We start from the raw sequence: 23173 nt of genomic DNA, 5'->3' as shown, positions 1-23173 counted from the left end.
TTGTGATCGCCCTCTCCCTCGCCGAGATCGCCGCAGTCGTCGGCGGGCAGTCGTACGACATACCGGATCCGGACCTCCTGGTCACCGGCCCCGTCGTCATCGACTCCCGTGAGGTGCAGACCGGCAGCCTCTTCGCCGCCTTCGCGGGCGAGCACGCCGACGGCCACGACTACGCGCGGCGCGCCGTCGAGGCGGGCGCGGCGGCGGTGCTCGCCACCCGCCCCGTCCAGGTGCCCGCCATCGTCGTGGACGACGTCCAGGCAGCCCTCGGCGCCCTCGCCCGCCATGTCGTCGAACGCCTCGGCACCGACGTCGTCGCCCTCACCGGCTCGGCGGGCAAGACCTCCACCAAGGACCTGATCGCCCAGGTCCTCCAGCACCACGCGCCGACCGTGTGGACCCCCGGCTCCCTCAACAACGAGATCGGCCTGCCCCTCACCGCGCTGCGCGCGAGCGAGGAGACCCGCCACCTCGTCCTGGAGATGGGCGCCCGCGGCATCGGCCACATCCGCTACCTCACCGGACTGACCCCGCCCCGGATCGGACTCGTCCTCAACGTCGGCACCGCCCACATCGGCGAGTTCGGCGGCCGCGCCCAGATCGCCCAGGCCAAGGGCGAACTCGTCGAGGCCCTGCCGGCCGCCGACGCGGGCGGCGTGGCCGTCCTCAACGCCGACGACCCCCTCGTACGGGCCATGGCCGGGCGGACCCACGCGCGCGTGACGCTGTTCGGCGAGGCCGACGACGCCGACGTACGTGCCGAGAATGTCCGGCTCACAGCGAATGGTCAGCCCTCTTTCAGTCTTCACACACCCACCGGGTGCAGCGACGTGACCTTGCGCCTGTACGGTGAGCACCACGTGTCGAACGCGCTCGCCGCGGCCGCCGTCGCCCATGAGCTGGGCATGCCCGTCGACGAGATCGCCACCGCGCTCTCCGAGGCAGGCACCCTGTCGCGCTGGCGCATGGAGGTCACCGAGCGTCCGGACGGCGTGACGGTCGTCAACGACGCCTACAACGCGAACCCCGAGTCCATGCGAGCCGCCCTGCGCGCGCTCGCGGCCATGGGCAAGGCCGCACAGGCCCAGGGGGGTCGTACGTGGGCGGTGCTCGGCCCGATGGCCGAGCTCGGCGACGAGTCGCTCGCCGAGCACGACGCGGTCGGACGGCTCGCCGTCCGGCTCAACGTCAGCAAGCTCGTCGCGGTCGGGGGCAGGGAAGCGTCCTGGCTGCAACTGGGCGCATATAACGAGGGTTCGTGGGGTGAGGAGTCGGTGCACGTGTCCGACGCGCAGGCGGCGGTCGACCTGTTGCGCAGTGAGCTGCGCCCGGGAGACGTCGTGCTGGTGAAGGCGTCCAGGTCGGTCGGTCTCGAGCGGGTCGCCCTGGCACTGCTCGACTCCGAGAGCGAGGTCGCCGGCCGATGAGGCAGATCCTCTTCGCGGGGGCCATCGGGCTCTTCCTGACCCTGATCGGTACCCCGCTGCTCATCAAGCTGCTGGCCCGCAAGGGATACGGGCAGTTCATCCGGGACGACGGCCCGCGCACCCACGGCAGCAAGAAGGGCACGCCCACCATGGGCGGTATCTCCTTCATCCTGGCCACGCTCATCGCGTACGCGCTCGCCAAGGTCATCACCGGCGAGGACCCGTCGTACTCCGGCGTCCTGGTGCTCTTCCTGATGGCGGGCATGGGACTGGTCGGCTTCCTCGACGACTACATCAAGATCGTCAAGCAGCGGTCGCTCGGTCTGCGGGCCAAGGCCAAGATGGCCGGCCAGCTCATCGTCGGTATCGCCTTCGCGGTGCTGTCGCTGCAGTTCGCCGACTTCCGCGGCCTGACCCCGGCCTCCGAGAAGCTCTCCTTCATCACCGACTTCGGCTGGTCCATCGGACCGGTGCTGTTCGTGGTCTGGGCGCTCTTCATGATCCTGGCCATGTCCAACGGCGTGAACCTCACCGACGGTCTGGACGGCCTCGCCACCGGCGCCTCCGTGATGGTCTTCGGCGCCTACACCTTCATCGGGCTGTGGCAGTTCCAGGAGTCCTGCGCCAACGCGATGACGCTGACCAACCCCAACGCCTGCTTCGAGGTGCGCGACCCGCTGGACCTCGCCGTGGTCGCCTCCGCCCTGATGGGCGCCTGCTTCGGCTTCCTGTGGTGGAACACCTCGCCCGCCAAGATCTTCATGGGTGACACGGGCTCCCTCGCCCTCGGCGGCGCGCTGGCCGGTCTGGCCATCTGCTCCCGTACGGAGCTGCTGCTCGCCCTCCTCGGCGGCCTCTTCGTGATGATCACGATGTCCGTGGTCATCCAGGTCGGCTCCTTCAAGATGACCGGCAAGCGGGTCTTCCGGATGGCGCCGCTCCAGCACCACTTCGAACTCAAGGGCTGGTCCGAAGTCCTTGTGGTGGTCCGGTTCTGGATCATCCAGGGCATGTGCGTGATCGTCGGCCTCGGCCTCTTCTACGCGGGATGGGCAGCGGACAAGTGAGCACCCCGGACTGGCAGGGCAAGAAGGTCACCGTCGCCGGCCTGGGCGTGAGCGGCATCCCCGCCGCCCGCGTCCTGCACGGCCTCGGCGCGGACGTGACCGTCGTCAACGACGGCGACGACGAACGCTCCCGGGCCCAGGCGGCCCAGTTGGAGGCCGCCGGGGTCACCGTCCGCCTCGGCGACGGGGACACCCTGCCGTCCGGCACCGAACTGATCGTCACCACCCCCGGCTGGCGGCCCGACAAACCGCTCTTCGCGGCCGCCGCCGAGGCGGGCGTGGAGGTCTGGGGCGACGTCGAACTGGCCTGGCGGCTGCGCGGACTGGACGGCCGTGAACCGGCCCCCTGGCTCGCGGTCACCGGCACCAACGGCAAGACCACGACCGTACGGATGCTCGCCTCCATCCTGGAGGCCGCGGGACTGCGCACGGCCGCCGTCGGCAACATCGGCGTCTCGCTGCTCGACGCGGTCCTCGGCGAGGAGACGTACGACGTGCTCGCCGTCGAACTCTCCAGCTACCAGCTGCACTGGTCGCCGTCGCTGCGGGCCCACTCGGCCGCCGTGCTCAACCTCGCCCCCGACCACCTGGATTGGCACGGCTCCATGGCGGCCTACGCCGCCGACAAGGGCCGTATCTACGAGGGCAACACCGTCGCCTGCGTCTACAACGCGGCCGACCCCGCCACCGAGGACCTGGTGCGCGAGGCCGACGTCGAGGAGGGCTGCCGGGCCATCGGCTTCACCCTCGGCACGCCCGGCCCCTCCCAGCTCGGCGTCGTCGACGACATCCTCGTCGACCGCGCCTTCGTCGAGAACCGCCAGAAGCAGGCCCAGGAGCTGGCGCAGATCTCCGACATCAACCCCCCGGCCCCGCACAACATCGCCAACGCCCTCGCCGCGGCCGCTCTCGCCCGCGCCTTCGGCGTCGACGCCTCGGCCGTACGGGACGGACTGCGGGCCTTCCGCCCCGACGCCCACCGCATCGAGCACGTCGAGAACATCGACGGCGTCGCCTACGTCGACGACTCCAAGGCGACCAACACCCACGCCGCCGAGGCGTCGTTGGCGGCCTACGAACCGATCGTCTGGATCGCCGGCGGCCTCGCCAAGGGCGCGACCTTCGACGCGACCGTCGAGAAGGCCGCCAAGCGGCTGCGCGGTGTCGTCCTGATCGGCCAGGACCGGGCCCTGATCGCCGAAGCCCTCGCGCGACACGCGCCCGAGGTCCCGGTCGTCGACCTCGACCGGACCGACACTGGGGCGATGTCGGCGGCGGTCCAGGAGGCGGCCCGGCTCGCCCGGCCCGGGGACACGGTGCTGCTGGCCCCGGCGTGCGCCTCGATGGACATGTTCACCAACTACAACAAGCGAGGCGAGGCGTTCGCGGAAGCGGTCCGGGCGCTCGCCGCCGCGCGCGACTGACCAGCCATCAGGCCCGGCCGCGCCGGGCACGACTGGAGGGGACAGCGATCATGGCGCCGCACGACACCGCGCACGCCGCCCGTACCCGCGGGCCGTCGGCTTCCGGCGGCCGGCGGCCCGGTGCGTCGCGGCCCCCGCGCGGCTCCGGCGCGAGGCGCCTCTACGAACAGGCACGACGGGCCTGGGACCGGCCTCTGACCGCCTACTACGTCATCCTGGGCGCCGGGCTGCTGATCACCGTCCTCGGCCTCGTCATGGTCTACTCAGCCTCCATGATCAAGGCCCTGGAGCTGGACAAGGGCGCCACGTACTTCTTCCGCAAACAGTTCCTCGCCGCCGCCATCGGCACCGTCCTGCTGCTCATCGCCTCCCGGATGCCCTCCAGGCTCCACCGCGCCCTCGCCTACCCGCTGCTGGTCGGCAGCGTCTTCCTGATGGCCCTGGTGCAGGTCCCCGGGATAGGGATGTCGGTCAACGGCAACCAGAACTGGCTCTACCTCGGCGGGCCCTTCCAGCTCCAGCCCAGCGAGTTCGGCAAGCTCGCGCTGATCCTGTGGGGCGCCGACCTGCTCGCCCGCAAACAGGACCGGCGGCTGCTGACCCAGTGGAAACACCTGCTGGTGCCGCTCGTGCCGGTCGCCTTCCTGCTGCTCGGCCTCATCATGCTCGGCGGCGACATGGGTACGGCGATCATCCTCACCGCGATCCTGTTCGGCCTGCTCTGGCTGGCAGGCGCGCCCACCCGGCTCTTCGCGGGCGTCCTCGGGGTGGCCGGCGCGGTCGGCGCGCTCTTGATCCAGACCAGCGCGAACCGGCTCTCCCGCTTCGACTGCGTCGGCGCGACGGACCTCGGGCCCAAGGGCGAGTGTTTCCAGGCCGTGCACGGCATCTATGCTCTGGCATCGGGCGGATGGTTCGGTTCCGGTCTCGGTGCAAGTGTGGAAAAATGGGGCCAACTACCCGAACCTCACACCGACTTCATCTTCGCCGTCACCGGGGAGGAACTGGGTCTCGCGGGGACGCTGTCGGTGCTGGCCCTGTTCGCGGCTCTAGGCTATGCGGGTATCCGCGTGGCCGGACGCACGGAGGATCCCTTCGTCAGGTATGCCGCGGGAGGCGTGACCACCTGGATCACGGCCCAGGCCGTGGTCAACATCGGTGCGGTGCTCGGTCTGCTGCCGATCGCCGGTGTCCCCCTCCCGCTGTTCTCCTACGGTGGATCGGCCCTGCTGCCGACCATGTTCGCCGTCGGGCTGCTGATCGCCTTCGCGCGAGAGGATCCCGCCGCGAAAGCGGCCCTGGCCATGCGCCGGCCCTCCGTGGGCAGGCGAGCCGGGGTGAGATGGAAGTCGATGCGACGGCGCGTCAAGAAGCGTCCGTCCGGAGAGCGGTGAATTTCGGTGCATGTCGTACTCGCCGGTGGGGGGACCGCCGGCCACATCGAGCCCGCGCTCGCCCTCGCGGACGCCCTGCGCAGGCAGGACCCCAGCGTGGGAATCACGGCCCTCGGCACGGAGAAGGGCCTGGAGACCAGGCTCGTACCCGAGCGTGGCTACGAGTTGGCGCTCATCCCCGCCGTGCCACTGCCGCGCAAGCCCACCCCGGAGCTGATCACCGTCCCCGGACGGCTGCGCGGCACCATCAAGGCCGCCGAGCAGATCCTGGAACGCACCAAGGCCGACTGCGTCGTCGGCTTCGGCGGCTACGTGGCCCTGCCCGGCTACCTCGCCGCCAAGCGGCTCGGCGTACCCATCGTCGTCCACGAGGCCAACGCCCGCCCCGGCCTCGCCAACAAGATCGGCTCGCGCTACGCCGCCGGGGTCGCCGTCGCCACCCCTGACAGCAAGCTCCGCGGCGCCCGCTACATCGGCATCCCGCTGCGCCACTCCATCGCCACCCTGGACCGCGCCCGGGTCCGCCCCGAGGCCCGCGCCGCCTTCGGCCTCGACCCCGGCCTGCCCACGCTGCTCGTCTCCGGCGGCTCGCAGGGCGCCCGCCGCCTCAACGAGGTGATCCAGCAGATCGCCCCGGTGCTCCAGCGCTCCGGAATCCAGATCCTGCACGCGGTCGGCCCGAAGAACGAACTGCCGCGCGTCGACAACATGCCGGGAATGCCGCCCTACATCCCGGTACCGTACGTGGACCGGATGGATCTCGCGTACGCCGCGGCCGACATGATGCTCTGCCGCGCCGGCGCCATGACCGTCGCCGAACTCTCCGCCGTGGGCCTGCCCGCCGCCTACGTCCCGCTGCCCATCGGCAACGGCGAACAGCGGCTCAACGCCCAGCCGGTGGTCAAGGCCGGCGGCGGACTGCTGGTCGACGACGCGGAGCTGACCCCGCAGTGGGTGCAGACCAACGTCCTGCCCGTGCTCGCCGATCCGCACCGGCTGTACGAGATGTCCCGCGCCGCCGCCGAGTTCGGCCGCCGGGACGCCGACGACCTCCTCGTCGGCATGGTGTACGAGGCGATCGCCGCACGCCGACAGGCGTAGGAAGGCAGGGGACGTGGCCGGACCGACGACCGCCGAACGGGGCGCGCGCACACCGAAGGGGTCGTCGGGCCGGCCGTCCCGCCCGGGAGAACCGGCCGGCCGCCGCCTCCCCAGCCTGCGTACCCTCCTGCTGAGCGCGCTCACCCTCGCCCTCGCCGCCGGCGCGGTCTGGGTCCTCTACGGCTCCACCTGGCTCCGCGCCGAACATGTCCGGGTCTCCGGCGTCGAGGTCCTGACGGCCCGTGAGGTGGCGTCCGCCGCGGACGTCCCCCTTGGCGACCCCCTGATCTCCGTCGGGACGGGAGCCATCGAGGACCGGCTGCGCCGCGAACTGCCCCGGATCGACACGGTGGAAGCCAGCCGTTCCTGGCCGCACGGAATCATTCTGGAAGTGACCGAACGAAAGCCGGTCCTCCTCATCGAAAAGGGCGGAAAGTTCACAGAAGTGGACGCGAAGGGCGTGCGCTTCGCCACGGTCGACAAGGCGCCCCCCGGCGTCCCCCTGCTCCGCCTGGCCGCCGAGCGCTCCCCGAGCCTGCGCCGCTTCGACACCGACCGGCTGCTGGCCGAGGCCGTCGGCGTGACGGGCGAACTCCCCGGAGACATCGCGGAGGACGTCCGTGTCATCACCATGACCTCGTACGACTCCATCACCCTGGAGCTAGGCCGGGGCCGCACCGTGTTCTGGGGCAGCGGCGAGGAGGGCGCCGCCAAGGCACGGGTCCTGACCGCCCTGATGAAGGCCGCGCCCAAAGCGGGGCACTTCGATGTGAGCGCCCCGAGTGCCCCGGCCGCGTCGCGGAGTTGACGCACATCCGTGCTGGCCAGCACCCTGGTTGGTCAGCGCTATGGGTGATCACATAGGGTGAAAAGAAAAACGGGAGGTTCGGCGTGTTCGTTGAACGTGCGCCACTTGTCGACTTAGTGTCCTGTTCGGAAGAGTCCAGCGAACAGACACACTGGTAACCCTAAACTTCAACGTTAGGGTTTGGGTCGGCGTTTCGGACCGTCCCATTCGGCATCCGTCGTCGCGACGCGTCTACCACCGCGCAGCGGCGACACGTAACTCGAGGCGAGAGGCCTTCGACGTGGCAGCACCGCAGAACTACCTCGCAGTCATCAAGGTCATCGGTGTCGGCGGCGGTGGTGTCAATGCCATCAACCGAATGATCGAGGTGGGCCTCAAGGGCGTCGAGTTCATCGCGATCAACACTGATGCGCAAGCCCTGTTGATGAGCGACGCCGACGTCAAGCTCGACGTCGGCCGCGAACTCACCCGCGGCCTCGGCGCCGGGGCCAACCCGGCAGTCGGCCGCAAGGCGGCAGAGGACCACCGTGAGGAGATCGAGGAGGTCCTCAAGGGGGCCGACATGGTCTTCGTCACCGCCGGTGAAGGCGGTGGCACCGGCACTGGCGGCGCACCCGTCGTCGCCAACATCGCGCGCTCGCTCGGCGCCCTGACGATCGGCGTCGTCACGCGCCCCTTCACCTTCGAAGGCCGCCGCCGCGCCAACCAGGCGGAGGACGGCATCGCCGAGCTCCGCGAAGAGGTCGACACCCTCATCGTCATCCCGAACGACCGACTGCTGTCCATCTCGGACCGCCAGGTCTCGGTTCTCGACGCCTTCAAGTCGGCCGACCAGGTCCTGCTGAGCGGTGTGCAGGGCATCACCGACCTCATCACCACCCCGGGTCTGATCAACCTCGACTTCGCCGACGTCAAGTCGGTCATGTCCGAGGCCGGTTCGGCGCTCATGGGCATCGGCTCGGCCCGCGGCGACGACCGCGCGGTGGCCGCGGCCGAGATGGCGATCTCCTCGCCGCTCCTGGAAGCCTCCATCGACGGCGCCCGGGGCGTGCTGCTCTCCATCTCCGGCGGCTCCGACCTCGGTCTCTTCGAGATCAACGAAGCCGCCCAGCTGGTGAGCGAGGCCGCCCACCCGGAGGCGAACATCATCTTCGGCGCCGTCATCGACGACGCCCTCGGTGACGAGGTCCGGGTCACGGTCATCGCGGCCGGCTTCGACGGCGGCCAGCCGCCGGCCCGCCGCGACAACATCCTCGGCTCGGCCGCCGCCAAGCGCGAGGAGCCGGCGCCGGCCACCCGCTCGAGCGAGCCCCGCCCCATCGGCGGGCTCGGCACGGTCACCTCCCGCGAGGAGCCCCCGGCCGCCCCGGCCGACCCGGCTCCGGTCGCGAGCGAGACCCCGGCCACACCGGTCACCCCGCCGGTGGTCCCGCCGGCCCGCCCGTACCCGGACACCTCGGCCGAAGAGCTGGATGTCCCGGACTTCTTGAAGTGATAGGGCAGCACGATCACGTGAGCGGCGCCCACTTCGCCTTCACCGACCGGTGGGGCGGGGTGAGCGCCGTTCCGTACGAGCAGCTCAACCTCGGGGGAGCGGTGGGGGACGAGCCCGCCGCCGTACGGACCAACCGCGAGCGGGCCGCCGCCTCCCTGGGGCTCGACCCGGCGCGGGTGGTCTGGATGAACCAGGTCCACGGCCCGGACGTCGCCGTCGTCGAGGGCCCCTGGACCACGGACGACATCCCGGGTGTCGACGCGGTGGTGACCGCCCGGCGCGGACTGGCCCTCGCCGTCCTCACCGCCGACTGCACCCCGGTCCTGCTGGCCGACCCGGTCGCGGGCGTGGTCGCCGCGGCCCACGCGGGCCGGCCCGGAATGGTCGCCGGAGTCGTCCCCGCCGCCGTGCGCGCCATGATCGAACTCGGCGCCGAGCCCTCCCGGATCACCGCGAGAACCGGGCCCGCGGTCTGCGGACGCTGCTACGAGGTCCCCGAGACGATGCGGGCCGAGGTCGCCGCGGTCGAACCGGCGGCCTGGTCCGAGACCAGCTGGGGCACCCCGGCCGTCGACGTCACCGCCGGCGTCCACGCCCAGCTCGACGCACTGGGCGTACGGGACCGGGCGGCGTCCGCGGTCTGCACCCTGGAATCGGGCGACCACTACTCGTACCGCCGGGACCGCACCACGGGGCGGCTCGCCGGATATGTCTGGCTGGACGGATGAGGCACACGGCATGACCGATCGAACCGATCACACCGATCGCAGGGACGAACTCGCGGCGAACCTGGCGCGGGTGGAGGAACGTATCTCCGCCGCCTGCGCGGCCGCCGGACGCAAGCGGGAGGAGGTGACCATGATCGTGGTCACCAAGACCTACCCCGCGAGCGACGTGCGGCTGCTGCACGAGCTCGGTGTCCGGCACGTCGCCGAGAACCGCGACCAGGACGCCGCTCCGAAGGCCGCCGCGTGCGCGGATCTTGACCTCACCTGGCACTTCGTGGGCCAGTTGCAGACCAATAAGGTCCGTTCCGTGGTGGGTTATGCCGATGTGGTGCAGTCCGTCGACCGGATCAGACTGGTCGACGCACTGTCCGCGGCGGCGGTGAAGGCGGGGCGCGAGATCGGCTGCCTCGTCCAGGTCGCGCTCGACGCCGAGGCGGGGGAGCGCGGCGCGCGCGGCGGTGTCGCCCCCGACGGCATCGAGGAGTTGGCCGCGGCGGTGGACGCCGCCGAGGGACTGCGGCTCGACGGACTGATGACCGTCGCGCCGCTCGCCGGACCGTTCGCGGGCCGGCAACAGGCGGCGTTCGAGCGGCTGATGGAATTCGCATCCCGCCTGCGCGCGACCCGTCCTGCTGCGAACATGGTGTCAGCAGGGATGAGTGCGGACCTCGAAGAGGCCGTGGCGGCCGGAGCGACACATGTGCGCATCGGTACGGCGGTACTCGGAGAGCGCCCCCGGCTCGGGTAACGTCGCGAAGCAAGTCGGACCACAGCAGAAAATATGGTCATTCCCACTGAAAAGTGGGTAGACCGAGTGGATCGCGGGCACTTGGTGACGCTGCGACATTGGCCAGTAGGGCGATCCACCACAGAGCGGAGGACTCAGAGAATGGCCGGCGCGATGCGCAAGATGGCGGTCTACCTCGGCCTCGTGGAGGACGATGGGTACGACGGCCGGGGTTTCGACCCCGACGACGACTTCGAACCCGAGCTGGAGCCGGAGCCCGAGCGCGAGCGGCGCCGCCACCCGGCCCCGCACCAGGTGGAGCGGGAGGAACCGGTACGAGTCGTACAGCCTCCCGCCCAGCGGGAGCCGGTGCCCCACGCCGCTGCGCTTCCCGCCGATAACGGACGTCCGGCACGAATCGCCCCCGTGGCATCCATCACACCTGAACGACCGAACCTGGAGAAGAACGCACCGGTGATCATGCCCAAGGTCGTGTCCGAGCGGGAGCCCTACCGCATCACCACACTCCACCCACGGACCTACAACGAGGCCCGTACCATCGGGGAACACTTCCGCGAGGGCACCCCCGTGATCATGAACCTGACCGAGATGGACGACACCGACGCGAAGCGACTTGTCGACTTTGCCGCGGGACTCGTCTTCGGGCTGCATGGCAGCATTGAGCGCGTGACGCAGAAGGTGTTCCTCCTGTCTCCTGCTAACGTCGATGTCACGGCGGAGGACAAGGCCCGTATCGCAGAGGGCGGATTCTTCAACCAGAGCTGAGAACACGACACCGGGAACGGCCCGGCCGCGAGGCCGGTAAGACGAGAGCCAGGGGAGAGGGAAGCGCGGGATGGGCGTCGCACTACAGGTGGTCTACATCGCGCTGATGTGCTTCCTCATCGTGCTGATCTTCAGGCTGGTCATGGACTACGTCTTCCAGTTCGCCCGTTCATGGCAACCCGGCAAGGCGATGGTGGTCATTCTGGAGGCCACCTACACTGTCACCGATCCACCGCTCAAGCTTCTGCGGCGGTTCATTCCGCCGCTGCGTCTCGGGGGCGTGGCACTCGACCTGTCCTTCTTCGTTCTGATGATCATCGTCTACATCTTGATCTCCATCGTGAGCAGCTTCGCGAGGTGAATGTGGACGATACGGTCTTGCCGACTGCCGACGACTACGTAGAGGTGAAGAAGAGATGCCCCTGACCCCCGAGGACGTGCGGAACAAGCAGTTCACGACCGTCCGCCTCCGAGAAGGCTATGACGAGGACGAGGTCGATGCCTTTCTCGACGAGGTCGAGGCCGAACTGACCCGCCTGCTCCGCGAGAACGAGGACCTGCGCGCCAAGCTGGCCGCCGCGACGCGTGCCGCCGCGCAGAACCAGCAGCAGGGCATGCGCAAGCCTCCGGAGCAGCAGGACCGGCCCGTCGGTCCGGGCGCCCCTGTGCCCGCCGCCATATCCGGTCCGCCGGTGCAGCAGCAGCCCCCGCAGATGGGCCCGCCGCAGCTGCCGTCCGGTGCCCCCCAGCTTCCCGCCGGCCCGGGCCACGGCCCCGGCCCGATGCAGGGCGGCCCGCAGGGCCCGCACGGCCCCGGCCCCATGCAGGGCGGTCCGATGGGTGGCCCGATGGGCGGACCCATGGGTGGTCAGATGGGTCACGCTCCGCAGCTCCAGCAGCCGCAGATGCAGCAGCCCGCCCAGGGCCCCGGCGGCGACAGCGCCGCGCGCGTGCTCTCGCTCGCCCAGCAGACCGCCGACCAGGCGATCGCCGAGGCGCGCTCCGAGGCCAACAAGATCGTCGGCGAGGCGCGTTCGCGCGCCGAGGGCCTGGAGCGGGACGCCCGCGCCAAGGCCGACGCGCTGGAGCGGGACGCGCAGGAGAAGCACCGCGTCGCGATGGGCTCCCTGGAGTCCGCCCGCGCCACGCTGGAGCGGAAGGTCGAGGACCTGCGGGGCTTCGAGCGTGAGTACCGTACGCGCCTGAAGTCGTACCTGGAGTCGCAGCTGCGCCAGCTGGAGACCCAGGCCGACGACTCGCTGGCCCCGCCGCGGACCCCGGCGACCGCGTCGCTGCCGCCGTCCCCGTCGATGGCCTCGGCCGGCGCGAGCGCCCCGTCCTACGGCGGCAACCAGTCGATGGGCTCCGGCCCCTCGATGGGCGCCCCGTCCTACGGCGGCCAGCAGCAGATGTCCCCGGCGATGACCCAGCCGATGGCCCCGGTCCGCCCGCAGGCCCCGCAGCCGATGCAGCAGGCCCCGTCGCCGATGCGCGGCTTCCTGATCGACGAGGACGACAACTGACGGCGCCCACGGGCGCGCTGAGCGCGTAGCCGTCGGCAGGCGTCGCACCAAAGGGCCGGGCCCAGGACGAGAGTCCTGGGCCCGGCCCTTTGGCATGGGCGGGCTGCGCCTGCGGCGGGCCTCTCCCCCACCCCACCCCTTCCCGAACTGGGGCTCCGCCCCAGACCCCAAAGGCGGCAGCTTCGCGCCGCAGGCCGAGTCGGCCCGGGCGCCGCCCGGGGGCTTCGCCGCGCCGCGCGCAGCGCACACGCTTCGGGGTACGGGCCCCGCGCCTTCGGCGCGCGCAGCGCCGCCGACCCGGGGGGTACGGGGCCCGCCCCCCGAGCACGGGCCCCGCGCCGTGCGCTTCGGGGCCGGGTCCGGCCCCGGCCCCCGGATGTCGCCCGCGCCTTCGGCGCGCGCAGCGCCGCCGGCCCCTGGGGGTACGGGGCCCCGCCCCGGTCTCGTCAGAGTTTCGGGAAGTGGGGGCCCCCCACCCCCCCACGCCCCCAGGGCGTTGGGGGAGGGGTGGGGAAACACCCGGGCCGGCGCCTCCGGGCCTAGGCGCGCCCCACAGCCCCGCCCACCCCCCGGGTGTCGCCCGCCCCCGGGGCACGGGGCCCCGCCCCGGTCTCGTCAGAGTTTTGGGGAGGGTGGGTGGGGGAAAACACCCGGGCCCGGCCGCCCACCAAGGGGCGGGCGGGCCCGGCGCAGGGTGCGGGCTACGCCTTGCGGAGGCGGAACGTCAGCGACAGGCCCTCGTCCGTGAACGTGGAGCCGAACGTGTCGTCCGCCGGCGTCGTCGTGAACTCCGTCGCCAAGACCTCGTCCGCGATCAGCGACGCGTGGTCCGACAGCGCCGACTCGACCTCCGCGTCCGTCGACCGCCAGCGCAGCGCGATCCGGTCCGCCACGTCCAGGCCGCTGTTCTTGCGGGCCTCCTGGATCAGGCGGATCGCGTCACGGGCCAGGCCCGCCCGGCGGAGGTCGGGGGTGATCTCCAGGTCCAGGGCGACCGTCGCGCCCGCGTCCGACGCGACCGACCAGCCCTCCCGCGGCGTCTCCGTGATGATCACTTCCTCCGGCGTGAGCGTGATCGTCTCGCCGTTGACCTCCAGCGACGCCTCACCCGAGCGCAGCGCCAGCGACAGCGCCGCCGCGTCCGCCGCCGCCACCGCCTTCGCCACGTCCTGGACGCCCTTGCCGAAGCGCTTGCCCAGCGCCCGGAAGTTCGCCTTGGCCGTCGTGTCCACCAGCGAGCCGCCGACCTCGGCCAGCGAGGCCAGCGAGGTCACGTTCAGCTCCTCGGTGATCTGCGCGTGCAGCTCCGGCGACAGCGACTCGAAGCCCGCCACCGCCACCAGCGCCCGCGACAGCGGCTGGCGGGTCTTCACACCCGACTCCGCGCGCGTGGCCCGGCCCAGCTCCACCAGACGACGGACCAGCGCCATCTGCGCCGACAGCTCCGGGTCGATCGCCGACAGGTCCGCCTCCGGCCAGGTCGACAGATGGACCGACTCCGGGGCCTCCGGCGACACCGGCACCACCAGGTCCTGCCACACCCGCTCGGTGATGAACGGCGTCAGCGGCGCCATCAGCCGCGTCACCGTCTCCACCACCTCGTGCAGCGTCCGCAGCGCCGCCTTGTCGCCCTGCCAGAACCGCCGCCGCGACCGCCGCACGTACCAGTTCGACAGATCGTCGACGAACGCCGACAGCAGCTTGCCCGCACGCTGGGTGTCGTACCCCTCCAGCGCCTGCGTCACCTGGTCCACCAGCGCGTGCAGCTCGCTCAGCAGCCAGCGGTCGAGCACCGGACGCTCGGCCGGCGCCGGGTCCGCCGCGCTCGGCGCCCAGCCCGACGTACGGGCGTACAGGGCCTGGAAGGCCACCGTGTTCCAGTACGTCAGCAGCGTCTTGCGCACGACCTCCTGGATCGTGCCGTGACCCACGCGCCGGGCCGCCCACGGCGAACCGCCGGCCGCCATGAACCAGCGCACCGCGTCCGCGCCGTGCTGGTCCATGAGCGGGATCGGCTGCAGGATGTTGCCCAGATGCTTGGACATCTTGCGGCCGTCCTCGGCGAGGATGTGCCCCAGGCAGACCACGTTCTCGTACGACGACTTGTCGAACACCAGCGTGCCGACCGCCATCAGCGTGTAGAACCAGCCGCGGGTCTGGTCGATCGCCTCGGAGATGAACTGCGCCGGATACCGGCTCTCGAACAGCTCCTTGTTCTTGTACGGGTAGCCCCACTGCGCGAACGGCATCGAACCCGAGTCGTACCAGGCGTCGATCACCTCTGGCACCCGCACCGCGGTCAGCGCGCAGCCGTCCTCGGGGCACGGGAAGGTCACGTCGTCGATGTACGGACGGTGCGGGTCCAGCGAGGACTGGTCCGAGCCGGTCAGCTCGGTGAGCTCGGCGCGCGAGCCGACGCAGGTGAGGTGGTTCTCCTCGCAGCGCCAGATCGGCAGCGGCGTACCCCAGTAGCGGTTACGGGACAGCGCCCAGTCGATGTTGTTGTTCAGCCAGTCGCCGAACCGCCCGTGCTTGACCGAGTCCGGGAACCAGTTGGTCCGCTCGTTCTCCTCCAGCAGCCGGTCCTTCACCGCGGTCGTACGGATGTACCAGGACGGCTGCGCGTAGTACAGCAGCGCCGTGTGGCAGCGCCAGCAGTGCGGGTAGCTGTGCTCGTACGGGATGTGCCGGAAGAGCAGACCGCGCTCCTGGAGGTCCGCGGTGAGCTTCTCGTCCGCCTTCTTGAAGAAGATCCCGCCCACCAGCGGCACGTCCTCCTCGAACGTGCCGTCGGGACGGACCGGGTTCACCACCGGCAGCCCGTACGCGCGGCACACCTTGAGGTCGTCCTCACCGAACGCGGGGGACTGGTGCACCAGACCCGTACCGTCCTCGGTGGTGACGTACTCGGCGTTGACGACGAAGTGCGCGGTGTCCGGGAACTCGACCAGCTCGAACGGGCGCTGGTAGGTCCAGCGCTCCATCTCGGCGCCGGTGAAGCTGCGGCCCGTGACCTCCCAGCCCTCTCCGAGGGCCTTGGCAACCAGCGGCTCGGCCACGACCAGCTGCTCCGTGCCGTTCGTCGCCACCACGTAGGTGACCTCGGGGTGGGCCGCCACCGCCGTGTTGGACACCAGGGTCCAAGGCGTGGTCGTCCACACCAGCAGCGCCGCCTCGCCGGCCAGCGGGCCGGAGGTCAGCGGGAAGCGGACGAAGACCGACGGGTCGACGACCGTCTCGTATCCCTGGGCCAGCTCGTGGTCCGACAGGCCGGTGCCGCAGCGCGGGCACCAGGGAGCCACCCGGTGGTCCTGGACCAGCAGGCCCTTGTCGAAGATCTGCTTGAGCGACCACCAGACCGACTCGATGTACGAGGGGTCCATGGTGCGGTACGCGTCGTCCAGGTCGACCCAGTAGCCCATCCGGGTCGTGAGCTCCGCGAACGCGTCCGTGTGCCGGGTCACCGACTCACGGCACTTCGCGTTGAACTCCGCGATGCCGTACGCCTCGATGTCCTTCTTGCCGGAGAAGCCGAGCTCCTTCTCCACGGCCAGCTCGACCGGCAGGCCGTGGCAGTCCCAGCCGGCCTTGCGGGCCACGTGGTAGCCGCGCATGGTCCGGAAGCGCGGGAAGACGTCCTTGAAGACGCGGGCCTCGATGTGGTGGGCGCCGGGCATGCCGTTGGCGGTCGGCGGGCCCTCGTAGAACACCCACTCCGGGCGGCCCTCGGACTGCTCCAGGGACTTCGCGAAGACCTTGCTCTCGCGCCAGAAGTCGAGCACGGCGTGCTCGAGCGCGGGCAGGTCGACCTGGGCGGGCACCTGGCGGTACTGCGGCGGTGTCATCGTCGGTCTCTCCTCCGGCGGGACTGTTCGTCGTTCCGTCGGAGGGACGAGAGCTCTGCGCTCCCGCGGTACCACCCTCCTTGGCGGTGCACGAGGCACCGCCCCCTCATTGGGGCCGCGAGCCGGGTCTAGTCGCCCACCGGATCTCTCACCTGCGGGTTTTCTTCCGGCGGCTCCGGGGTGATCCTTCACATCGCGCTCGCCCCCGGGCTCGCACCGTCCCCGGGTCGCTCATGGCTGCGTACGACGCTACTCGTCCCCATCCACGCCTTTCGCTGCGCCCAGTGTACGGGCCGGGGCGCCGCTCGGCCGACCGGTTATCGGCGGGGCGCCCCGGCGGCCCGGCCGTGACCCGAATGGCCATACGGGCGACCGCGGGCCGTGGCGGGGCCCCGATGACGGATTACAGGGCGGGGAGCTGGGCACAACGGATGCAGGCTCGCCGCGTCACGAGCGCAAGGAGGGCCCGGTGGGCGGCGTGCCCCGTTGCCGCGGGGCTGGGGTCGATTTATCGTCCCAGCACGATTCGCGAGCAAGATCACAAAATGTGAAGGGGCCGCGACATGGTGGCGAAGAAGACCGCCGCGAAGAAGTCCGCCGCGAAGAAGACGGCGGCGGCCGCGGCCAAGGACGTGACCGGGAAGAACTCCACGGCCACGAAGAAGGCCGCCGGGACGACGACCGCGGCGCCGAAGAAGTCCACAGCGAAGAAGTCGACGGCCAAGAAGACCGCAGCCACGAAGAGCACCGCTTCCACGACCTCGAAGACGACGAGCACGAAGACCGCGAACACCACGGAGACGGCGAAGACCGCGGAAACGAATAACACGAAGAACACGAAGACGCCGGCCACGAAGAAAACCACTGCGAAGACCACGACGGCGGCCAGGAAGGCGCCCGCCAGGAAGGCGCCGCCCGTGAAGAAGACCGCGGCCAAGAAGGCCGCAAAGAAGACCACGACCGCGCAGCAGACGGGAGCCAGGACGGTGGCAGCGAAGAAGACCGCGGGTGTGACCACGACGGCCGGTGCCGAGGGCGGCGCCGCGGCGAGTGCGGTGCCTCCGGCCCGTACCTCCCCGGTCGCGCCCGGAGAGCTCGCTGTACGGCCCGGAGAGGAGCCATGGACCCCGGCCGAGGTGGCCGAGGCCCGCGAGGGCCTGGAGAAGGAGGCGACCCGGCTCCGGAACGAGCTCAGCGCCTCCGAGGCCGCCCTCACCGGCCTCATGCGGGACTCCGGCGACGGCGCCGGGGACGACCAGGCCGACACCGGCGCCAAGAACATCACCCGCGAACACGAGATGTCCCTGGCCGCCAACGCCCGCGAGATGCTGGAGCAGACCGAGCACGCGCTCGAACGGCTCGACACGGGCACCTACGGCCTCTGCGAGATCTGCGGCAATCCGATCGGCAAGGCCAGGATGCAGGCCTTCCCCAGGGCCACCCTCTGCGTGGAGGACAAGCAGAAGCAGGAGCGGCGCGGCTGAGCCGTCCCGGGCCCGTACAGGTGTGCCGTACCCTCGTGCACAGTCAGGCACCTAGGTTGAGGGACTCACGTGGCAGAGGCGGAGCGCATCATCGGTACGCCGGATTCAGCAGGAGCCGAGGAGTCGGCGACCCCCGCCGCCCCGCAGACCAGGGGCAGGCGCAGGATCGCCGTGCTCTTCACGGTCGCGGTCATCGCCTACCTCTTCGACCTCGTCAGCAAGATGATCGTGGTCGCGAAGCTGGAGCACCACGAGCCCATCGAGATCATCGGTGACGTGCTGCAGTTCAGGGCGATGCGGAACGCCGGCGCCGCCTTCGGCATCGGCGAGGCCTACACCGTGATCTTCACGGTGATCGCGGCGTCCGTGATCGTGGTGATCGCCCGGCTCGCGCGCAAGCTCTACAGCCTGCCCTGGGCGATCGCGCTCGGACTGCTGCTCGGCGGCGCGCTCGGCAATCTCACCGACCGGATCTTCCGCTCGCCCGGCGTCTTCCAGGGCGCGGTCGTCGACTTCATCGCACCCGCCCATTTCGCGGTCTTCAACCTCGCCGACTCGGCGATCGTGTGCGGCGGGTTCCTGATCGTGATCCTGTCCTTCAAGGGCCTGGACCCGGACGGAACGGTCCACAAGGACTGATCGGCGGACCGGGGTGTCGGTGGCGTCCGGCATACTCGACGGGTGAGCACGATTCCCGAGATCCGTACGCTGCCCGTTCCCGATGGCCTGGAGGGCGAGCGCGTCGACGCCGCCATCGCCCGAATGTTCGGGTTCTCCCGCACGAAGGCGGCCGAGCTGGCCGGCGCCGGGAAGGTGCAGGTCGACGGCTCGGTGGTGGGCAAGGCCGAGCGGGTCAGCGGTGGCGCCTGGCTCGAGGTCGAGATGCCCGGCGCCCCGGCACCCGTGCAGATCGTCGCCGAGCCCGTCGAGGGCATGGAGATCGTCCACGACGACGACGACATCGTCGTGATCGTGAAGCCCGTCGGCGTCGCCGCCCACCCCAGCCCCGGCTGGACCGGCACCACGGTCATCGGCGGCCTCGCCGCGGCCGGCTACCGCATCTCCACCTCCGGCGCCGCCGAGCGCCAGGGCATCGTGCACCGCCTCGACGTCGGCACCTCCGGCCTGATGGTCGTCGCCAAGTCCGAGCGCGCCTACACCCTGCTGAAGGCGCAGTTCCGGGACCGCGTCGTCGACAAGCGGTACCACGCGCTCGTGCAGGGCCACCCCGACCCGATGAGCGGCACGATCGACGCCCCCATCGGCCGCCACCCCAACCACGACTACAAGTGGGCCGTGACCGCCGACGGCAAGCCGTCCGTGACCCACTACGACCTCATCGAGGCGTTCCGCGCGGCCTCCCTGCTCGACATCAAGCTGGAGACCGGCCGCACCCACCAGATCCGGGTGCACATGTCCGCCCACCGCCACCCCTGCGTCGGCGACCTCACCTACGGCGCCGACCCGACCATGGCCAAGCGCCTCGGCCTGACCCGGCAGTGGCTGCACGCCATGCGGCTCGGCTTCGAGCACCCCTCCGACGGCCGCTGGGTCGAGTTCGAGAGCGCCTACCCGCAGGACCTGCAGGACGCCCTGGACCGGATCGCCGCGGAGAGCCACTGATGCCCTCCTCCTACGTGGTGCGCGAGGCCACCGACCCGGCCGACCGTGAGGCGTGCTTCGCCGTCCGCAAGGACGTCTTCGTCGTCGAGCAGCGCGTCCCGCAGGAGATCGAGTACGACCGGTACGACGCGACAGCCGTCCACCTGCTCGCGATACGTGCCGACGGCCTCCCGCTGGGCACCGGACGGCTCCTCCACGGTCCCGACGCGGCCGGCAAGACCGGCGGCGAGAGCGGTGTCGGCTCCCTCGGCCGGCTCGCCGTGTCGAAGGCGGCGCGCGGCCTCGGCGTCGGCGCCGCCCTGGTCCGGGCGATCGAGGACGCGGCCCGCGCCCGCGGCCTGAGCGCCGTCGACCTCCACGCCCAGACCCAGGCCCTCGGCTTCTACGAACGGCTGGGCTACGCCGCGTACGGCCCCGAGTTCCCGGACGCCGGCATCCCGCACCGCGCGATGCGGCGCGCGCTCTAGGCGTGTATCGAAAGTATTTTCTAGGAGATCGTCAGGCTGCCCGGCTACGGTGCGGGCATGGTGAATTTCGTGCTGGTTGCAGGTGCACGGCTCGGGGCGTGGGCGTGGGGCGAGGTGGTGCCGTATCTGCGCGCGGCTGGCCACGGCGTCTATCCGTTGACGCTGTCCGGTCTTGCTGACAAGCAGGGTGTACCGGCGGGGCAAGCGACTCACGTCCAGGACATCGTTGCCGAGGTAGAACGCCAGGGGCTGCGTGACGTAGTCCTGGTGGGTCACAGCTACTCGGGCATCCCGGTAGGTCAGGCCGCGGAGCGGATCGGTGACCGACTGGCCCGCGTAGTATTCGTCGACTCAAGTGTTCCAACTGACGGCGAGTCGTTTGTCTCCGCCTGGCCGGACGGCGGGGCGGCAGTGGAGGCATCGATCGCCGAGAGCGGAGGGTTTTGGCCGCTCGCGCCAGCTGCTCATTACGACGGCGAGGGTCTCACCGATGAGCAGATCGCACGCCTCGTGCGTGGCTCGACGCCTCACCCAGGTGCCACGCTGACCGAGCCCGCTGTGCTGTCGGGGCCGCTCGGTGAACTTCCGGCGACATACATCCTGTGCGTGATGCCAGGGGCCGAGCCTGACGACGCCGAGCCCGACGAAGATGTGGCTGAGCTGCTGAACAGCAAGCGCTGGCGGCTGGTCAAGATGGACACCGGCCATTGGCCGATGTTCTCCCAGCCGCGCGAGCTGGCGCAGATTCTCCTCAATGCTGCCGTGGAGTGAGAGCACCTCCATGCCTGCGGGCTGGTTTTGGACGCGCTTGATGTGTGCTGGTCACAGCCATTCGCCGATGGCCGCTATGATCCTCCCGCTCGTGCTGCCCCCGCTGCTCTACGCCACCGTGCAGCGCACCTCCTGGCGGCAGTTCGCCGCCAACCGGCGGCCGATCTTCCTGCTCACCGTCGTGCTCCCCGTCCTCGTCGTCGCCCTCTATCTCGCCGAACACGCCGTCGACGCCGACGACGTGATGGGCCGTCTCGCCGGGCAGACCTTCTGGCAGATCGTCGACACCCTCGTCACGGGCATCGCCTTCGGCCTCATCGGCCTCGAACTCCACCACGTCTTCGGCACGGCCGACGGACGGATGGCCGAGATGCTCGGCTGGGGCAGCGCGATCCTGGGCGTCGTGGTCGGCGTACGGCTCCTGTGGCTGCTGCCCGCCACCTGGCTGGCCAAGCGGCTGCACACCCGCCGCGACTACGACGAGGAGATCCCGGTCAGCTGGCGGGAGACCGTCGTCATGTGGTGGTCGGGCATGCGCGGGGTGGCGTCCGTGGCGCTGGCGCTCGCCATTCCGCTGCGTACGGACGGCGGACAGCCCTTCCCCGCCCGCGAGGAGATCATCTTCATCGCCTTCTGCGTGATCATGGGGACGCTGGTCGTCCAGGGCCTCACCCTGCCCTGGCTGGTGCGCAGGCTGGGCGTACGGGCCGACGCCGACGCCGAGCGGGAGGCGGCCTTCGCTCAGCGGTCCGAACGGTACAAGGCGGTGCAGCGGATCCAGCGGGAGATGATGTCCGCCGCCCGGCACGAGGTGCTGTCGGCGCGCAGCGAGCACGGCGCGGACCCGGAGATCGTGGACCGGGTGCTGAGGCAGCTGGACGTCCGCAGCCTGCGCTGACCTCGGATGGGAGGATGGTCCGTATGGACATCATGCTCTTCCACTCCGTCTACGGGCCGCGTCCGGCCGTACGGGACGCGGCCGACCGGCTGCGTGAGGCCGGACACCAGGTGCACACCCCCGATCTCTACGACGGTGCCACCGCCTCGACGATGGAGGAGGCCCTGGCGCTCAAGGAGCGGATCGGCAAGGAGGAGCTGCTGAAGCGGGCGATCCTGGCCGCCGCGCCGTACTCCGAGCGCGGGCTGGTGTACATGGGGTTCTCGCTGGGCGCCTCGATCGCGCAGACGCTGGCGCTGGGTGACGAGAAGGCGCGTGGTCTTGTGCTGCTGCACGGCACGTCCGACATCGCGGAGACCGCCTCGGTCGACGAGCTGCCGGTCCAGCTGCATGTCGCCGACCCGGATCCGTTCGAGTCGCACGACTGGCTCACGGCCTGGTACCTGCGGATGGGGAGGGCCGGCGCGGACACCGAGGTCTACCGCTATCCGGGCGCCGGGCACCTCTACACCGATCCGGATCTGCCCGACTACGACAAGGCCGCGGCCGAGCAGACCTGGCGGATCACGCTGGCCTTCCTGGAGAGCCTGTAGCTGCTGCCAGGAAGGCCCGGACGCGAGGTCAGGCGCGGTACGCGGTCCAGTGGTCCTGCATGCGGGTCACCTGGCCCGAGGTGAACTGGTACATGCAGGAGTCGTACGTGTAGTCCATGAAGTTGTGGATCGGGTCGGCACCCGTCTTGGAGGCGCAGCTGTCACGGCCCGTCGGGCACTCGTACGCCGGGCTCTTCTCGGCCGGGGTGTCCGAGACGTAGTCGCCGTTTCCATTGCAGCCGCCCTGGAACGTGTGGTACAGGCCCATCCAGTGGCCGACCTCGTGGGTGGCGGTGTCGCCCTCGTTGTAGTTGGCCGCGGAGCCGCCGGGCAGCGAGGAGTCGAGGACGACGACACCGTCCATGGACGGGTTGGAGGCGTACGAGGTCGGGAAGGTCGCCCAACCGAGCAGCCCGCCGCTGAGCTTGGCGGTGTAGAAGTTGAGCGCGCCCGCGCCGCCCTTGCGCAGGGTCTGCTTCATCTGCTTCTCGGCGGTGGAGCCGGAGGCCAGGTTGTACCAGGACGCGTTGTTCGTGTAGTCCGTACCGGCCAGTGAGAACTGGAAGTTGGTGTTCGCATTGCCGGTGCCCTGGCCGCCGTAGGCCGCGTTCAGCACGGCGAGCTGCCGGCTGAGGTCGGTGGCGGTGAGCTTGCCGGTCTCGCCGTCGTGGATGACGTGGAAGTAGACCGGGATGGTGACGACGGAGGTCGCGCCGAGCGAGCGGCCGTTCGCCCGGGCGGCCTCGAGTCTCTTCTTCAGGTCGGCGTCCATGGCCTTGGCCTGGGCCGCGGTGACCTCGTTGGGCTCATGGGCGTGGGTGTCGCCCGAGGGGCGGCCTTCACGGGCCGTGGCGCTCGTGGCCGAGTGGTCGTCGCACTCCTCGGCCGAGGCGCCGTGGGCGGCGGCGGTGGCGGGGGCCGAGGCAGCCGCGACTCCGGTGGGGGCGGAGAACGGGGCCAGGGCCAGAGATCCGGCCAGCGCGGCCGTGCCGAGTATGCGACGTGTCATACG

At 70.7% G+C, this 23173-nt stretch carries 22 protein-coding genes; 19 read left to right on the top strand and 3 right to left on the bottom strand.

What is annotated here, in order from left to right; all coding sequences use genetic code 11:
• The first annotated feature begins 2 nt into the window (after positions 1 to 2).
• From ACZ7LT_RS01570 to ACZ7LT_RS01515, 12 genes are all read left to right on the top strand, one after another.
• A complete protein-coding gene (locus ACZ7LT_RS01570; protein WP_471232764.1) occupies positions 3 to 1427 on the top strand; it encodes a UDP-N-acetylmuramoyl-tripeptide--D-alanyl-D-alanine ligase in 1425 nt (474 codons plus the stop codon).
• Positions 1424 to 2494, top strand: a complete 1071-nt coding sequence (gene mraY / locus ACZ7LT_RS01565) for a phospho-N-acetylmuramoyl-pentapeptide-transferase (protein WP_019885535.1) — start codon at positions 1424 to 1426, stop codon at positions 2492 to 2494. The genes ACZ7LT_RS01570 and mraY overlap by 4 nt, the downstream gene beginning before the upstream one ends.
• Positions 2491 to 3918, top strand: a complete 1428-nt coding sequence (murD, locus tag ACZ7LT_RS01560; RefSeq protein ID WP_471234758.1) for a UDP-N-acetylmuramoyl-L-alanine--D-glutamate ligase — start codon at positions 2491 to 2493, stop codon at positions 3916 to 3918. Before mraY ends, murD begins: the two co-directional genes overlap by 4 nt.
• A gap of 50 nt (positions 3919 to 3968) precedes the next feature.
• Entirely contained in the window at positions 3969 to 5312 is a 1344-nt protein-coding gene (gene ftsW / locus ACZ7LT_RS01555; RefSeq protein ID WP_471232762.1) for a putative lipid II flippase FtsW, read from the top strand.
• Between the two features lie 6 nt (positions 5313 to 5318).
• Positions 5319 to 6413 (top strand): undecaprenyldiphospho-muramoylpentapeptide beta-N-acetylglucosaminyltransferase, encoded by a 1095-nt coding sequence (gene murG, locus ACZ7LT_RS01550; RefSeq protein ID WP_471232761.1) that lies wholly within the window; start codon positions 5319 to 5321, stop codon positions 6411 to 6413.
• Between the two features lie 13 nt (positions 6414 to 6426).
• Complete coding sequence (locus ACZ7LT_RS01545) at positions 6427 to 7221, top strand: cell division protein FtsQ/DivIB (protein WP_471232760.1); 795 nt, start codon at positions 6427 to 6429, stop codon at positions 7219 to 7221.
• A 280-nt stretch (positions 7222 to 7501) separates the two neighbouring features.
• Entirely contained in the window at positions 7502 to 8716 is a 1215-nt protein-coding gene (gene ftsZ, locus ACZ7LT_RS01540) for a cell division protein FtsZ (protein WP_471232758.1), read from the top strand.
• Complete coding sequence (gene pgeF / locus ACZ7LT_RS01535) at positions 8713 to 9444, top strand: peptidoglycan editing factor PgeF (protein ID WP_471232756.1); 732 nt, start codon at positions 8713 to 8715, stop codon at positions 9442 to 9444. The genes ftsZ and pgeF overlap by 4 nt, the downstream gene beginning before the upstream one ends.
• Before the next feature lie 10 nt (positions 9445 to 9454).
• Positions 9455 to 10192 carry a YggS family pyridoxal phosphate-dependent enzyme gene (locus ACZ7LT_RS01530; RefSeq protein WP_471232754.1) on the top strand — a complete coding sequence of 246 codons (738 nt, stop codon included), beginning with the start codon at positions 9455 to 9457 and terminating at the stop codon, positions 10190 to 10192.
• A 141-nt stretch (positions 10193 to 10333) separates the two neighbouring features.
• A complete protein-coding gene (locus ACZ7LT_RS01525) occupies positions 10334 to 10957 on the top strand; it encodes a cell division protein SepF (RefSeq protein WP_471232752.1) in 624 nt (207 codons plus the stop codon).
• 70 nt (positions 10958 to 11027) lie between these two features.
• Positions 11028 to 11318, top strand: a complete 291-nt coding sequence (locus tag ACZ7LT_RS01520; RefSeq protein WP_471232751.1) for a YggT family protein — start codon at positions 11028 to 11030, stop codon at positions 11316 to 11318.
• Between the two features lie 55 nt (positions 11319 to 11373).
• Positions 11374 to 12480, top strand: a complete 1107-nt coding sequence (locus ACZ7LT_RS01515; protein ID WP_471232749.1) for a DivIVA domain-containing protein — start codon at positions 11374 to 11376, stop codon at positions 12478 to 12480.
• 701 nt (positions 12481 to 13181) lie between these two features.
• Here the strand turns inward: ACZ7LT_RS01515 and ileS are convergent.
• Complete coding sequence (gene ileS, locus ACZ7LT_RS01510; RefSeq protein WP_471232747.1) at positions 13182 to 16325, bottom strand: isoleucine--tRNA ligase; 3144 nt, start codon at positions 16323 to 16325, stop codon at positions 13182 to 13184.
• Between the two features lie 538 nt (positions 16326 to 16863).
• Positions 16864 to 17262, bottom strand: coding sequence for a hypothetical protein (locus ACZ7LT_RS01505; protein WP_471232745.1), 399 nt, complete (start codon positions 17260 to 17262; stop codon positions 16864 to 16866).
• Between ACZ7LT_RS01505 and ACZ7LT_RS01500 the strand changes: the two genes are divergently transcribed.
• The 7 genes from ACZ7LT_RS01500 (at position 17243) to ACZ7LT_RS01470 (ending at position 22161) form a co-directional block, all read left to right on the top strand.
• Positions 17243 to 17809, top strand: coding sequence for a TraR/DksA family transcriptional regulator (locus ACZ7LT_RS01500; protein ID WP_471232743.1), 567 nt, complete (start codon positions 17243 to 17245; stop codon positions 17807 to 17809). The two genes, ACZ7LT_RS01505 and ACZ7LT_RS01500, sit on opposite strands and share 20 nt — an antisense overlap.
• 69 nt (positions 17810 to 17878) lie before the next feature.
• Complete coding sequence (lspA, locus tag ACZ7LT_RS01495) at positions 17879 to 18448, top strand: signal peptidase II (protein WP_471232741.1); 570 nt, start codon at positions 17879 to 17881, stop codon at positions 18446 to 18448.
• Positions 18449 to 18490: 42 nt separating this feature from the next.
• Entirely contained in the window at positions 18491 to 19432 is a 942-nt protein-coding gene (locus ACZ7LT_RS01490; protein ID WP_471232739.1) for an RluA family pseudouridine synthase, read from the top strand.
• The gene (locus ACZ7LT_RS01485; RefSeq protein ID WP_471232737.1) at positions 19432 to 19899 is read left to right on the top strand and encodes a GNAT family N-acetyltransferase; all 468 of its coding nucleotides are present in this window, start codon (positions 19432 to 19434) and stop codon (positions 19897 to 19899) included. Before ACZ7LT_RS01490 ends, ACZ7LT_RS01485 begins: the two co-directional genes overlap by 1 nt.
• Positions 19900 to 19956: 57 nt before the next feature.
• Positions 19957 to 20670, top strand: a complete 714-nt coding sequence (locus ACZ7LT_RS01480) for an alpha/beta fold hydrolase (RefSeq protein ID WP_329403884.1) — start codon at positions 19957 to 19959, stop codon at positions 20668 to 20670.
• A gap of 67 nt (positions 20671 to 20737) precedes the next feature.
• Positions 20738 to 21568: a cation:proton antiporter domain-containing protein gene (locus ACZ7LT_RS01475; protein ID WP_471232736.1), complete on the top strand. Its 831-nt coding sequence runs from the start codon at positions 20738 to 20740 to the stop codon at positions 21566 to 21568.
• A 23-nt stretch (positions 21569 to 21591) separates the two neighbouring features.
• Positions 21592 to 22161 carry a dienelactone hydrolase family protein gene (locus ACZ7LT_RS01470; protein WP_471232734.1) on the top strand — a complete coding sequence of 190 codons (570 nt, stop codon included), beginning with the start codon at positions 21592 to 21594 and terminating at the stop codon, positions 22159 to 22161.
• A 28-nt stretch (positions 22162 to 22189) separates the two neighbouring features.
• On the opposite strand, the gene ACZ7LT_RS01465 is transcribed toward ACZ7LT_RS01470, so the two are convergent.
• The gene (locus tag ACZ7LT_RS01465) at positions 22190 to 23170 is read right to left on the bottom strand and encodes a zinc metalloprotease (RefSeq protein WP_471232732.1); all 981 of its coding nucleotides are present in this window, start codon (positions 23168 to 23170) and stop codon (positions 22190 to 22192) included.
• Positions 23171 to 23173: the final 3 nt, after the last annotated feature.

Source organism: Streptomyces sp. NPDC039465, assembly GCF_055639315.1.
The sequence above is the reverse complement of the archived record's forward strand: the minus strand, read 5'-3'. Positions and strand labels throughout refer to the sequence as shown.

What these genes read in the sequence shown, in the direction of transcription:
- mraY (WP_019885535.1), top strand. Translation starts at nt 1,424, where the DNA reads ATGAGGCAGATCCTCTTCGCGGGGGCCATCGGGCTCTTCCTGACCCTG.
- ftsW (WP_471232762.1), top strand. Translation starts at nt 3,969, where the DNA reads ATGGCGCCGCACGACACCGCGCACGCCGCCCGTACCCGCGGGCCGTCG.
- ACZ7LT_RS01530 (WP_471232754.1), top strand. Translation starts at nt 9,455, where the DNA reads ATGACCGATCGAACCGATCACACCGATCGCAGGGACGAACTCGCGGCG.
- ACZ7LT_RS01525 (WP_471232752.1), top strand. Translation starts at nt 10,334, where the DNA reads ATGGCCGGCGCGATGCGCAAGATGGCGGTCTACCTCGGCCTCGTGGAG.
- ACZ7LT_RS01520 (WP_471232751.1), top strand. Translation starts at nt 11,028, where the DNA reads ATGGGCGTCGCACTACAGGTGGTCTACATCGCGCTGATGTGCTTCCTC.
- ACZ7LT_RS01515 (WP_471232749.1), top strand. Translation starts at nt 11,374, where the DNA reads ATGCCCCTGACCCCCGAGGACGTGCGGAACAAGCAGTTCACGACCGTC.
- ileS (WP_471232747.1), bottom strand. Translation starts at nt 16,325, where the DNA reads ATGACACCGCCGCAGTACCGCCAGGTGCCCGCCCAGGTCGACCTGCCC.
- ACZ7LT_RS01485 (WP_471232737.1), top strand. Translation starts at nt 19,432, where the DNA reads ATGCCCTCCTCCTACGTGGTGCGCGAGGCCACCGACCCGGCCGACCGT.
- ACZ7LT_RS01480 (WP_329403884.1), top strand. Translation starts at nt 19,957, where the DNA reads ATGGTGAATTTCGTGCTGGTTGCAGGTGCACGGCTCGGGGCGTGGGCG.
- ACZ7LT_RS01475 (WP_471232736.1), top strand. Translation starts at nt 20,738, where the DNA reads ATGGCCGCTATGATCCTCCCGCTCGTGCTGCCCCCGCTGCTCTACGCC.
- ACZ7LT_RS01470 (WP_471232734.1), top strand. Translation starts at nt 21,592, where the DNA reads ATGGACATCATGCTCTTCCACTCCGTCTACGGGCCGCGTCCGGCCGTA.
- ACZ7LT_RS01465 (WP_471232732.1), bottom strand. Translation starts at nt 23,170, where the DNA reads ATGACACGTCGCATACTCGGCACGGCCGCGCTGGCCGGATCTCTGGCC.